This window comes from Proteus sp. PR00224, assembly GCF_016238105.1.
Classification (GTDB): domain Bacteria; phylum Pseudomonadota; class Gammaproteobacteria; order Enterobacterales; family Enterobacteriaceae; genus Proteus.
In genome coordinates this window covers 107,445-121,293 of the sequence record NZ_JAEHQU010000001.1, presented here as the reverse complement: position 1 = coordinate 121,293, position 13,849 = coordinate 107,445, and the positions used below count along the sequence as shown (strand labels likewise).

Genomic DNA, 13,849 nt, shown 5'->3' with positions numbered 1-13,849 from the left:
TGTTTTTTTAATGCTTTATTTATTAGTGACAATTTCCTTTACCTGTTCGTCTTTTTATTACACGTTATTCTTATTTGTCTCTTCTTTATTTTCTAATAACAGATAATGTGTTGCACGAGCACGAGGATGAATAAAAAAGTGCCCTGCTGGCGCATTATGGCTTTTAATGTGAATTAAGGAGACGTTGCTGAGTGTTTTACCTTGTTTAGAACGACACACGTAAACAATAAAGGGTAAAGCAAAGATAACAAAGAAGCCGACTATCAGTAAGGTCACATACGTTTTATCACTACTTGCGTTTGGCAAAGAGCTTGGTGGGAAAAAAGAAACCACAAACGCAATAATAGAGAGTAATAAACCAGCCATTGCAACAATAAGTTTAACATTTTTACCACCAGGAATACTAAATGCACGTTTTTTATCTACTTGCTTACAAGTAAGTTGCATATACCCTAAGAAAAGCATGAAATAACTACAAAGATAAATAACGACCGTTAAGGCTAAAGCAATCAAGAATGACATATTACCGCCGCCACCAGTGTTAGTCAGAATAATGATCGCAATACTTGTTATCAATAATTGAGAAATCACTAAAGCAACAGGTACTCCGTTTTTATTCACCTTCGCCAACGCTTTCGGTAAAATTCCTTTTTCAGCGGCAACATACATGCCACGAGAAGGTCCTACAATCCAAGAAGCTATCTCGGCTAAAACTCCTAGCAATAATAACGTAGCAATAATCCTAACCGTCCAATCAAGTGTACTACTGAAATGGGAGACTAAAACACTGAACGTTTGTACCACGCCTGCTGATAAATTAATTTCATTATTAGGTATCACTGCTGCAACAGATAATCCCCCAATAGAGCTTAAACAAATTGCCACTATCATGAGTAAAAACATGGCGATGGGGTAATCTCGTCCAGGGTTTTTCATCTCATTAACATGAGTTGCTGAAGCTTCTACGCCCATATAACTTAAAATGAATGCAACAAAAACCACTAATGTCCCAATTTGGGTAAAGTCAGGGAAAAAGGTTTTTGCGCTTATTTCAATCGCTAATGGTGCACCACTCATTAAATAGCTAACAGCTAAAATAATTAAAATTAAAGCTGGTAATAAAATACCTGCAAAAAAACCAAGTTTGGCAATAGATGCCGTATATTTTGTACCGCCAAATTGCGTAAATGCTAATACCCAAAGAATAATTAAAGCTGCGACTGTTTTAATTACTGGATCGGTATTTAATTCAGGCCAATTGAGAATATAAGAAAGCGCGCCTAAGACGAAGTAAAGCATAGGAATAAAACCAATAGCAATTTGTAGATAACCAAAAGAGATGGCGGCAAACCCCCAGCGTTCTCCTAATGTATTCGATACCCAAGCAAATATTCCCCCTTCTTGCCAGCCTTCTACGGTAGCCATTTCAGCTGCACATAATGCAACAGGAATAAACCACAATAATCCACCTAAAAGTAAGAAGAAAACAAGGCTAAAACCAGATGTGGCAAACGTCGGATATTCATATACCGCCATCACCATCGAAGCGGTAATAGCAAAAAAACCGACTAATGTAAGTTGTTTTGGTGCTGAATTTGTTGATGATGTAGTCATACAATCCTCCTGAACTTTATTCAGAAAAATAATTACGGTCGAGTTATTATCTAGAAAGAGGTTGAGAATAGATAAAGATCCTCAACCTCAAAACGAACAGAATTTAGCTATGGTTAAAACCTCTACCATCTTCTGCTGATAGAGGATTGCAGACAGGGTGCTTATCAAAATATTCTAGCGTACGTTTGAAATCATCAACTAATAATGAAGCAAGATCTAGACTTACACCATGACGAACTAAAATACGCTGGATCACTAAATCCTCCCGATTAGCTGGCATAGAGTAAGCGGGAACCTGCCAACCACGACTACGTAATTTATCTGCAACATCGTATAAAGAGTAAGTGACTTTAGCCCCTTTTTTTAGTTTCCATGCTAATGCGGGGATACCTTCTTTACAGTCACCACTAAATATCATTTCAAAAGGGCCTAACTTTTCAATTTCCCTTGCTAAATATTGTGCTGTTGAGTAGCAAGCATTATGAATTTTTGCATATCCTTCTCGGCCTAAGCGTAAGAAGTTATAATATTGAGCGATAATTTGACCACCAGGGCGTGAGAAATTCAGCGCAAAAGTAGGCATATTGCCGCCTAAATAGTTCACATTAAAAATAAGCTCTTCAGGAAGATCTTTTGCTTCACGCCAAATAACCCAACCCGCACCTAATGGTGCTAAACCAAATTTATGCCCCGAGGCATTAATAGATTTTACTCGTGGTAAGCGGAAATCCCATTCAATATCAGGTGCGCAAAATGGTGCTAAAAAGCCCCCACTTGCACCATCAACGTGTATTGGAATATCTAATCCCGTTTCTTTTTGAAGTTTATCTAATGCGTCATGAACCGCTTTAACAGGCTCATAGGTACAGGTAAAAGTAACGCCTAATGTTGGAACAACTCCAATGGTATTTTCATCCACACGTTTAATGACTTCTTCTGGGCTCATCATTAAACGATCACCTTCTAAAGGGATCTCTCTTAATTCCACATCAAAATAACGAGCGAATTTATGCCAACAGATTTGAACAGGACCACAAATCAAGTTTGGTTTATCAGTCGGTTTTCCCTGTGCAATACGTTTTTTACGCCATTGCCATTTTAATGCTAACCCGCCTAACATTGCGGCTTCTGATGAACCGATAGTAGAACAACCTAATGTATTTAATGCATCAGGCGAACACCACAAATCAGCCAACATATGAACACAACGATTTTCAATTTCAGCTGTTTGCGGATATTCATCTTTATCTATCATGTTCTTATCGATAGAAAGATCCATTAAATCGCGTATTTCATCATCAACCCAAGTTTGACAAAATGTCGCTAAATTTTGTCTTGAATTTCCATCTAACATTAATTCATCACGAACAGCATCAAAAACATTACGTGGATTATTTTCTTTCTGTGGAATTTTTGTTTTAGGTAAGGATTGAGAGAGATCGAGAGATGCATATACATCATCTAGGTCATTATAATTTGATGATTTGTTTTTCATATTATTACCCTACAATAATAAATATTATAAGACATGGAATAAGCTTAATGCTTATTTATTAAAGATAGTCAACAATATAAAAAGTGAGAAATTAAATTCAAATTTAATTTTTGAACTTTACAATTAACGCGATATTTTGTTTTGAAAAAAAATCAAACTTCAATGTAAAACATTGAAATAATAAAAATTATAAGTGTAAATACCCATCATAAAAACATTTCATTATCATAAAAACAACATTAACATTATAAAAAAACAAGCGCCATTTTACTGAGTAAAATGGCCTCATCTAGTACTTATTAATATTTTTTTACCCTATGAGATTTATGTTTGGTCTAATACAAAAGTAACGCTATATTAAACAAATATAAAAAATATCTTATGTAAATGGTTGTATCCAATACTATGTATTACAAATACTGAATTAATTCTATTAGGAATAAACTATGCCAGAAAATAACATTGATAGTAGAGTATTCGCTTGTACTACCCTCGCAATTAAAGATAAGAAAAATCGTATTTATCATGGTAGAACAATGGAATTTTCAGTAGACAAGCCTGCTTCAATATTTGCATATTATCCTAAAGAACATACTTTCCAGCAAAAAGCCCCTGATGGCACCCTAGGATTAAAATATACTGTCAAATATCCTTTTATGGCGATCGTTGCGCCAATCAATTTAGAAGGCACAAAAGACGTACTTGAAGGTGTTAATTCTCAGGGACTCTCTTTTAGCTTAAATATGTTACCCGATTCAAATCTCGATGATATTAGCCCACAAGATTACGCAACGTCAGTGCCTATCGCGGCAATTGGTGAATGGGCGTTAGCACAATATAAAACCGTTGAAGAATTAAAACTCGCTATCCCTAAAACGGTATTTTGGTCACAAAAACTACTCCTTTTACGTAACTTACCCAGCCCTTTCCATTATGCATTTTATGACAAAACAGGAGCTTGTATTGTTATTGAAGTTTCTGATGGAAAATTACATATTTATGATAATCCTACTTATTGCATGACCAATGGTCCGTTATTTCCATGGCATTTAACCAATTTAAATAATTACACCCATCTTTCGAATGTTAATATTTCCACCAGCACATTAGGAAATATAAAAATAAAACAACCTGACAGTGGAATTGCTTTAGCCTCGTTGCCCAATTCTGATACTTCTGTAGATAGATTTATTCGTGCTGTTTACTACACAACCTACTATCACAAAGTGTCTGATCCAGATACACAGTTAGTTGAATTAGCACATATTATGAATAGGTTCGATCGACCTAAAAACGCCACTATTGATCCCCTATTAGGTCACGATACGTTAAAAGCACTTCATACTAGTGAATTTTCAGTATGGACAACACTAACGGATTTAGAACGCGGAATACTTTTCTTTAGGGGATACAACGATCTCAACTTCCAAAAATTTACACTTGAATCGTTTAGAAATGAAGTAGAACCCATTTTCATAAAAGTAAATTTAGGTGGTGCTTTATAGCTATAAATATAAGTAACAATAGAACAATGTAGATAAAAATGTTTTTCTATCAGACTTTTATGAATAAAAATCTTTTGTGAAATAACACGCATTTTTTGTACTGAATATTTGCGTTTTAGGTGTTATTTTTTCTATTGTTCAACTAATGGTTCAGTAGAATGTGATAAATAAATCCAGCATTTTCCTATATATGTGCCATACTTATTAATGGTTTCATATAAATGCTACTTGTTCCTTTACACAAACTAATAATAGAGGTTGTAACTATGAAAGCGAAACTTGTACTAGGTGCAGTGATTCTGGCTTCAGGCTTATTAGCGGGTTGTTCTTCTAGTAATAATGCACAATTAGATCAAATCTCTTCTGATGTAAGCCGCCTGAATACTCAAGTTCAGCAACTAAGTGGTGATGTACAATCTGCTCGCGCTGAAGCTAAATCAGCTTACGACGAAGCAGCTCGCGCAAATCAGCGTTTAGATAACCAAGTCACTACTTATAAAAAGTAATTTGACTCACTGATAGGCTGAAAACAGCTTTAGAACAGTACTAATAGCAAATAGCAAAGCCCCAATCTACAATGATTGGGGCTTTATTTTTTCAAAAAATAAACTATAAATTAAGCTCCTCTAAATTCTGCTGTATTATCCTATTTTTCTCTAATTTATGATTAATTTTATCGGCCACATTTCTTTTTAATAGTTCAATCTCTCCTTGATATTTTTCATTTATATTTTTAAGTAATGCAATAATGTTATCGTTTTGAGTAGTTTCGCAATCACTTTTAATAGTAAAATTATTATTAATTAATTCAAATATCTGTGATTTTAATAAATCGTTATGACCAGGATTAATATTCTTCTGAAAATGTTCATTCGCCTGTTGATAAACCTGATACAGTGTCGCCAGCATTATATTGACTGATTTATCGGAGTGACCTTCATTGGCTGATAAAGATTTTTTTGTTTGATTTAATAGTTCATTTTTGATGGAAGAGAATAATTTAGTCACATCATTAGTCAATGTTTTATGGGTTAGCTTAGTACTAATACATCCACTATCATTCAATTTTTTTTCGTCTAATCTTTCATATTCATCCTTTTTTGTTTTTGTTGAGATCCGCTGAATAAACTCACCGCATGTTTTATTAATATTCTGTTGTCTTTTCGCTTCACTTCCAACAAAAAGAGTTTCTGCACTATTTTTTATTGAAACGACTATATTTGCCAATTGACTAAATTTATTTTCAATACTGGAAGTAATACGTTCATAAATACCACGAGTAACATTTATTGAATTAATTTCCATATCTATAACTCACTTATTTTACAAAAAGAAGTTACTTATATTAAAGAATAAAACGTCAATTTAATGTTAAAAATATACCTTTATTAGATTAAACTGTTTTATATAAATTATTATTAAAAAAAACAGATGCTTAAGGCATCTGTTTTTTTACAATATCATCCAATCTTAGTAGGCTGTAACCTCTACAGGAATACCTGAACGTCGAATAAGCTCTGCATCGACTTTATTTTTATCGACTTTGCCACTTTCATACCAAGTATTGAATTGTTTCGTGAATGTAAGAGGCATGGTTTGTGGATCATCATTTTCATTACGTGATAATGGCTGATGGACTTCAATAAACTGTCTGCCATCAGCAGTTTCAGTAAATTTAATCGGTTTATTGATAATTTGAACACGACTGCCTTTAGGAACCACATTAAACAAGGTTTCAATATCATTTGGTCTTAAACGAATACAACCTGAGCTCACTCTTAATCCAATACCAAAATCTGCATTTGTACCGTGAATTAAATATTCGCCACGACTATGAGCCAATCTTAATGCATAAGCCCCCATTGGATTTTCAGGGCCAGCAGGAACGACCGCAGGGAGCGAGATCCCTTTTGCTGCATAGTTTTTACGAATATTGGCCGTTGGAGTCCATGTAGGATCTTTAATCAACTGAGAAATAGACGTCACCATTTCAGGCGTTTCTCGTCCTAATTGACCAATGCCGATAGGATAAACATCAACGGTGCTACCCTCTTTCGGGTAATAATAAAGACGTAATTCGGCAAGATTGATGACAATACCTTTATGTACCGTATCAGGCAAAATCATCTGCAATGGAATATTTAATGTTTTACCTGCATCAGGTAAAAGCGGATCAATACCAGGATTTGCTTCCATCATATTAAGCAATCCCACTTGATATTCAGACGCAATAGCTTCTAATGAACGCTTATCATCTGGCACGATATACGAAACATTCTCGCCGATAATACGCTGACCATCAGTGGGTAACAGGTATTCTGTCGCATAAGATAAGTGGCTGTTCATCCCTAACAGCGATACTCCCAATAGGGTTAACCATTTATTCATCGTTTATCCCGTGTGTTAGAAATAAAATAAACTGACTATTATGATGATAACATTATCATTGTTATGCTATTCATATAATAAGTCAGTTTAGAACATTAATGTGGGATTAGGTAACATTTATGCTACAGCGTATTCTGAAAAACGCTTAATCAGTGTCGTGACCATCGCATGCAAGCCTTGAGTTCGAGAAGGTGTTAAGTGGCTTTCTAGCGCTAGTGATGAAAAATACTGTTTTACATCTGTGGATAATGCTTGTTCGAGCGTCTTCCCCTGAAATAAGATAATTACCAAGGCAACAAGCCCTTTGACAATGCCTGCATCGCTATCACCCGCGAGAATCAGTTGCTTATTCTCATTAAGAGCAACAGCGATCCACACTTGACTTTGGCAACCCTCAATAAAATTAGCTGAAGTGCGTTGTTCATCTGTTAATGGTGGAAGGCGCTCGCCTAACTCCATCATATAGAGATAACGTTGTTCCCAATCCTGACAACGAGAGAAATTGCGTAATAATTTTGCTTCATCTGGCAAATTGGCCACTGCCATGAATAACCTCTTTTTTAATCTTTAACCTAATAACATTTCAACACGTAATAACGCATTAACCAACGCATCGATATCATTTTTATCGGTATATAAACCAAGAGATGCACGACACATTGCAGGAACTTGGTAATAATCCATAATTGGCATTGCACAATGATGCCCTGTACGAATCGCAATACCATAATTATCAAGAAATGCCCCAACATCATAAGCATGGTGTTTACCTAAATTAAACGCTATCACACCTTGTCGAGAATCATTGCCATAAAGCGTTAAAGATTTTACTTTTTGCAACTGCTCTTGGGCATACTTCATTATACTATTTTCATACTCAGCAATATTATTCATACCTAACTGTGAAAGATAATCTAATGCAGCGCCTAAACCAATCATTCCCATTATATTAGGTGTTCCCGCTTCAAAGCGCCAAGGTGCATCTGCGTAGGTAATATCACCATTAATATGAACATGTTTTATCATTGCGCCACCGCCTTCCCAAGGCGGTAATTCATCCAGTATCGCTTTTTTACCATACAGCAAACCAATGCCAGTAGGCCCATAAAGTTTATGGCCGCTACAAACAAAAAAGTCACAATCAAGTTGTGAAACATTAATCGATTGATGCATGGCACTTTGCGCCCCATCAACCAATATATGTAGCTCCCCTCCTTGATCAATAGCATATTGGCGAGCATCACGAATAATTTGAGCGATAGGATTCACTGTGCCCAATACATTTGATTGGTGCGTAAGGCTGAATAATTTAGTTCGTTCGTCGATTAAGCGAGGTAATTGAGCTAAATCGAGCGTGCCGTCTTGTAATAGCGGTAACACACGAACATTAAAACCATACTGTTTTGCCAACATATACCAAGGAACAATATTTGCATGATGTTCCATTTCTGTGATGATGATATTGTCACCATCATTCAAAAATCGTTGGCTATAAACATTCGCAATTAAGTTGATGCCTTCGGTTGTTCCTTTAACAAAAATAATCTCGTCTTCGCTATTGGCACCTAAAAAATCACTGGCTTTTTTACGGACATTTTCAACTAAGGTTGTCGCATTTGCACTCAAGGTATGAATGCCGCGGTGAACCGCGGCATATTGTGTTAAGGCAAATTGTTTTTCATGTTCAATGACGCAAGCCGGTTTTTGAGCACTTGCGGCACTGTCGAGATAAACCAGTGGTTTTTCTTTCACTTGCTGTGAAAGAATTGGAAAATCATCTCGCGCTTTTTCAATGGAATGCGTCATAATGCCCTATTTTATACCTCTAATAAGCGCTGATTAATTCTGTCTAATACATGCGCCTTGATCACACTATTTTCTAGCGATTCAGTTAATTCAGCCGCAAATGCATGGATGATCATTTTACGGGCGTTACTTAAAGAAATACCGCGTGAACGCAAATAAAATAGTTGCTCATCATCAATTCGCCCCACCGTGGCTCCATGACTACATTTCACATCATCAGCATAGATTTCAAGCTGTGGTTTAGTATCAATTTGCGCTTTCTCACCCAGCAACAGATTATTATTAGTCATTTGACCATCTGTTTTTAAGGCTTGAGGTGTCACCGTGATCATACCGTTAAATACAGCTTTCCCTGCATCCATCGCAATACTTTTATGCAGTTGACGACTCTGGCAATTTTTCTCACTATGAACCAGCCATGTACGAGTATCTGCTATTTCGCCTGCTTTAGGTAATACAACGCTATTCATTGAAAGCTCTGTATTTTCACCTTTTAGTGCCGAACTCGTGTGATGACGACTAAGTTTAGCGCCTAATAAGAAAGCATAACTATTGACACGAGCATCACGCCCTATTGTCAGATCGTTATGAGCAAAATGCTGACTTACGCTATTCTCAAAACTTAATTTGATATGGTTAAAAGAGGCATTATCACCAATCGCTGCGGTTAATCTTGCCCCTGTAAAGTGACGGTTTTCGTTGTCACTGCTGATATAATGCTCTACCACTTGCATCTGAGTATTTGCACCAACATCGAGGTGAAAACGATAATTTGCACTATTTACCTCTGCGCTTTGATCACCTTGAGTAATATTGAGGATATAAAGTGGTTTATCCGCAATAACACCCGCTTTCAGGGTAATCAACAAAGGATGTGGCGCTAAGCTTTCAACTAAATGCAGGAAAATTTCACCATTTACCGCTGTAGGTAATTCACTTTGATTATCAAGTAACGTCACTTGATAAGGACCAAAATCTTTACTGCTTTCTGTCGGTGAGAATGTGCCATTCACCATTACAATACGATAACAATCAAAAGATAAAGCTTGTTTAGCTATTAAGCTTTGCACATCAAAAGGTGGCAATTGTTGATAACTTTGGCTTAACGTTTCTTCTAATGGCGTATAGTGCCAATCTTCATGACGATAAGCGGGAAAGCCCATTTTTTCAACTTGCAACCAGTGATTACGTGCATTCAGATTTTCGTCACCTTTACGTTGATGATATAACGTTGAAAATGTTTTTAATGCTTGTTGATTACGCAGTTCAACTTGGCGCTGTTTTTCACGCTTTTCATTGAGGGTCAATAAGCCAGCCATAACCTTGTTCCTCCAATTTTTGCGCCAATGAAAAATCACCAGATTTAATGATTTTTCCCTGATAAAGCACATGTACAAAATCAGGTTTAATATAGTCAAGAATGCGTTGGTAATGTGTTACAACAATAAAAGCACGTTTACCATCACGTAAGCTATTAACACCATTAGAAACGATTTTTAATGCGTCGATATCAAGTCCTGAGTCTGTTTCATCTAAAATACATAATTCCGGCTCTAACGCAGCCATTTGCAAAATATCGTTACGTTTTTTTTCACCACCAGAAAATCCCACGTTAACTGAGCGTGTTAACAAATCTTGTGGCATATCTAGCAATTTAATTTTATCTTCAATAAAGTCTTCAAAATCAAAGCGATCTAATGGCTCTTGACCACGATATTCTCTCACTGCATTTAAAGAAGATTGTAAGAAAAATTGATTGCTGACACCGGGTATTTCAACAGGATATTGAAATGCCATAAAGATGCCTTCACCTGCGCGATCTTCTGGTTCTAATTCCAATAAATCTTTATTTTTAAAGGTGATTAAACCTTCATCGACTTCATATTCATCACGACCAGCAAGTGTTGCTGATAAGGTACTTTTACCCGAGCCATTTGGCCCCATAATCGCGTGAACTTCACCTGCACGAACCTGCAAATCTAATCCTTTTAGGATCTCGTTGCCTTCAACACTGACATGTAAATTTTTAATCTCTAACATAATATATGCCTTCGGTATCTTTATACTCAGAATTTGGTTAATAGTTAACCGACGCTATGTTCTAAGCTGATAGCTAATAATTTTTGTGCTTCCACAGCAAATTCCAGCGGTAATTCTGAGAACACATCTTTACAAAATCCGTTTACAATCATTGAGATTGCATCATCTTCGCTTAATCCACGCTGACGACAATAGAACAACTGATCCTCACCAATACGTGACGTTGTCGCTTCGTGTTCAAGCTGTGCTGAGTTGTTCATTACTTCAACATAAGGGAAAGTATGCGCACCGCACTGCGTACCAATTAACATGGAATCACATTGGGTAAAGTTACGGGCATTTTGCGCACTAGGGAGTACTTTTACGAGTCCACGGTAACTGTTTTGGCTTTTACCTGCAGAAATACCTTTAGAGATAATGGTTGATTTGGTATTTTTGCCGATATGGATCATCTTAGTGCCCGTATCTGCTTGTTGATTGCCATTGGTTAAGGCAACAGAGAAAAATTCAGCGCTTGAATTATCCCCTTTTAAAATCACACTTGGATATTTCCATGTGATCGCAGAACCGGTTTCTGATTGCGTCCATGACATTTTGGCGTTTTCGCCTTCGCAAATTGCACGTTTAGTCACAAAATTAAGAATGCCGCCTTCACTATCGCCACCAGAGAACCAGTTTTGCACAGTAGAGTATTTTACTTCGGCATCTTTATGGATAATAACTTCAACCACAGCGGCATGAAGCTGATAGCTATCACGAACAGGTGCTGAACAACCTTCGATATAACTAACGTAACTACCTTCATCAGCAACCAAAATAGTTCGTTCAAATTGACCTGTTTGAGCCGCATTAATACGAAAATAAGTCGATAATTCCATTGGGCAACGAACCCCTTTTGGAATATAAACAAAAGTACCATCAGATGCGACCGCAGCGTTTAATGCAGCAAAGTAGTTATCATGGCTTGATACAACGGTGCCTAAATATTGGCGCACTAAATCAGGATATTCTTGAATAGCTTCGCTAAATGAACAGAAAATAATGCCATGTTCAGCAAGCTCTTCACGATATGTTGTTGAAACGGAAACAGAATCAAAAATAGCATCAACAGCAACGGCTTGCCCTTCTCTTACAGGCACACCGAGTTGGTTAAAAGCATCTTCAACTTCTTTGGTTAAATAATCTTGCGTGGCTTGTTTATCACTCGTAACCGCTTCATTCGCGCCACCAGCACAACTGCCATTAGCGCAACATGAACTACAAGATGGCGCTGAATAATAGCTATAATCTTGATAATTAAGCGATGGATAATCTGCTTTTAGCCAATGAGGCTCTTCCATTTCTAACCAATGGCGATAAGCATCTAAACGAAATTCCAGCATCCACTCTGGTTCGTTTCTTTTTGCCGATATTGCACGTACAACCGCTTCGTTTAATCCTTTTTCTAAGGTATCGGTTGAGATATCGGTATAAAAACCTTCTTTATAGTGGTGATCGCTTAGCCATCCCTGAACTTCATCACCAATTTCAACATTGCTCTGAGACATAATCTGACTTCACTATGTTATACCCCGAAGCTCTCACCACATCCGCAGACGTTTTGAGCTTTAGGATTATTAAATTTAAACATTTGATTAAGTCCTTCACGAACATAATCAACAACCAACCCATCGATAAATGGCATTGCTTTTAATGAGACAAAGAGTTTTGCTCCATTATGTTCATAAACAAGATCATCATCATTTGGGGCAGTAGCGAGTTCAATAACATAACCATACCCTGTACAACCAGAGGGTTTAATACTTAAGGAAAGCCCTTGTTTTTCTGGGTTTTTCTCAACTAAATGGCAGATATGCTTTGCTGCATTATCCGTTAATACAATGCCTTGCCAAGGTGTGTCATTAAGAGAAAAAGTTTCAACGTTGTTTGTCATTTCTGACCTCATTTCGAAAGGAGATTGATATCTTTCCTGACACTAATGGTAATGATAACCCTTATCACTTCAACCATGTCTTTTGAAAGGATATTCTATAAATGTGTATTTTTTGTTCTATTTTTGAGATTACCTTGTTAACAATTAATGTTAACACAATGTAATATAACACTTTTCTGCTCTTTCATTACAAAAAATAAAACTTTTAATTTTTCTTATATTTCGCACAATACGCATATAAGTTGCAATATAAATACACTTTATATGTTATCACTGAAATTTAGAGAAAAAAGCATAAAAATGTGTTTTTACATTACAGCCTATTAGCTCTGTTCACATTCACTTTTATGCTTATTATGAAGGATAAGATAGCACCACTTATGTGATGACCTCTTATTGGATTGTGTGCTCTTTGAACTTATTTACTGATAGTGATGGTTTGAATATATTTGTTTGTACATTCAAGGATTTGACTGTTTTTTTGTTTGTTCGATTGGCTATTGAAGTTGCTAATCAATTGTAGTTGCCATACTCGGTTCGTTTTAAGATCAGCCGCTAAAACACCTTCATAGCTCACATTCTCTTTTGCGTATTCCCCTTCAAAAAAGACATGTCGGCTTTCCACATTTGGGATAGTTAATGGTTTTATCGATGTGGATGTTTCATTCATACCATCTATTATCGCAATATTATCAACTATGCCTTGTGCTCCTGCATCCACATCGTAACTCATTGCATCAATCATTTTAAAATAAACCAGACGAACTTCTGTCAAATCACAAATAGGTTCTGATTTATAAACCATCATTTCTGTTGTGACGTCCTGAATATTATCTGGTAATGATTTAAAATAATTTTCAGTATCTTCTCTGCTCATTGTAAATGAAGTGGGATAAGCCATATTAAAGCCAGAAATAGTTTGTACTGGAATATTACTTATATCATTACTCGTTTCAGAGGTAGAATTATTATCGCATCCGCTGATTAATAAACCTGCAATTAATAATACTGTAGTGTTGAATTTAGAAATAGTTAACATTATTGATCGTCTTATCTTTTATTATGAAG

Annotated in this window: 13 protein-coding genes; 2 read left to right on the top strand and 11 right to left on the bottom strand. The window is 36.2% G+C overall.

All coding sequences use genetic code 11. The annotated features are described in order from the left end of the window. Positions 1 to 57 precede the first annotated feature (57 nt). Positions 58 to 1,614, bottom strand: a complete 1,557-nt coding sequence (gene gadC / locus JEP71_RS00590; RefSeq protein WP_198625575.1) for a glutamate:gamma-aminobutyrate antiporter — start codon at positions 1,612 to 1,614, stop codon at positions 58 to 60. Positions 1,615 to 1,717: 103 nt separating this feature from the next. Further along, entirely contained in the window at positions 1,718 to 3,109 is a 1,392-nt protein-coding gene (locus JEP71_RS00585) for a glutamate decarboxylase (RefSeq protein ID WP_109372422.1), read from the bottom strand. A gap of 446 nt (positions 3,110 to 3,555) precedes the next feature. On the opposite strand from JEP71_RS00585, the gene JEP71_RS00580 reads away from it, so the two are divergent. Together JEP71_RS00580 and JEP71_RS00575 are read left to right on the top strand one after the other, a co-directional pair. Next, the gene (locus JEP71_RS00580) at positions 3,556 to 4,614 is read left to right on the top strand and encodes a linear amide C-N hydrolase (RefSeq protein WP_198619603.1); all 1,059 of its coding nucleotides are present in this window, start codon (positions 3,556 to 3,558) and stop codon (positions 4,612 to 4,614) included. Positions 4,615 to 4,880: 266 nt separating this feature from the next. Next, the gene (locus JEP71_RS00575; RefSeq protein ID WP_036913221.1) at positions 4,881 to 5,120 is read left to right on the top strand and encodes an Lpp/OprI family alanine-zipper lipoprotein; all 240 of its coding nucleotides are present in this window, start codon (positions 4,881 to 4,883) and stop codon (positions 5,118 to 5,120) included. Between the two features lie 103 nt (positions 5,121 to 5,223). Here JEP71_RS00575 and JEP71_RS00570 read toward each other — a convergent pair whose 3' ends face one another. The 9 genes from JEP71_RS00570 to JEP71_RS00530 all read right to left on the bottom strand — a co-directional run bounded on the left by JEP71_RS00570 (position 5,224) and on the right by JEP71_RS00530 (position 13,820). Next, a complete protein-coding gene (locus tag JEP71_RS00570; RefSeq protein WP_198625574.1) occupies positions 5,224 to 5,919 on the bottom strand; it encodes a hypothetical protein in 696 nt (231 codons plus the stop codon). A gap of 165 nt (positions 5,920 to 6,084) precedes the next feature. Continuing rightward, entirely contained in the window at positions 6,085 to 7,002 is a 918-nt protein-coding gene (locus JEP71_RS00565) for a L,D-transpeptidase family protein (protein WP_198625573.1), read from the bottom strand. Positions 7,003 to 7,119: 117 nt separating this feature from the next. Next, entirely contained in the window at positions 7,120 to 7,548 is a 429-nt protein-coding gene (gene sufE, locus JEP71_RS00560) for a cysteine desulfuration protein SufE (RefSeq protein WP_198619606.1), read from the bottom strand. Positions 7,549 to 7,569: 21 nt separating this feature from the next. Next, entirely contained in the window at positions 7,570 to 8,808 is a 1,239-nt protein-coding gene (gene sufS / locus JEP71_RS00555; RefSeq protein WP_198625572.1) for a cysteine desulfurase SufS, read from the bottom strand. 11 nt (positions 8,809 to 8,819) lie between these two features. Next, positions 8,820 to 10,127, bottom strand: coding sequence for a Fe-S cluster assembly protein SufD (sufD, locus tag JEP71_RS00550; protein WP_198625571.1), 1,308 nt, complete (start codon positions 10,125 to 10,127; stop codon positions 8,820 to 8,822). Further along, positions 10,102 to 10,848: a Fe-S cluster assembly ATPase SufC gene (sufC, locus tag JEP71_RS00545; protein WP_198625570.1), complete on the bottom strand. Its 747-nt coding sequence runs from the start codon at positions 10,846 to 10,848 to the stop codon at positions 10,102 to 10,104. Before sufC ends, sufD begins: the two co-directional genes overlap by 26 nt. Before the next feature lie 44 nt (positions 10,849 to 10,892). Next, the gene (sufB, locus tag JEP71_RS00540; protein ID WP_198619609.1) at positions 10,893 to 12,395 is read right to left on the bottom strand and encodes a Fe-S cluster assembly protein SufB; all 1,503 of its coding nucleotides are present in this window, start codon (positions 12,393 to 12,395) and stop codon (positions 10,893 to 10,895) included. A gap of 17 nt (positions 12,396 to 12,412) precedes the next feature. Then, on the bottom strand, positions 12,413 to 12,781 hold the full coding sequence (sufA, locus tag JEP71_RS00535) for a Fe-S cluster assembly scaffold SufA (RefSeq protein WP_198625569.1): 369 nt from the start codon (positions 12,779 to 12,781) through the stop codon (positions 12,413 to 12,415). 418 nt (positions 12,782 to 13,199) lie between these two features. Beyond that, a complete protein-coding gene (locus JEP71_RS00530) occupies positions 13,200 to 13,820 on the bottom strand; it encodes a hypothetical protein (protein ID WP_198619610.1) in 621 nt (206 codons plus the stop codon). Positions 13,821 to 13,849: the final 29 nt, after the last annotated feature.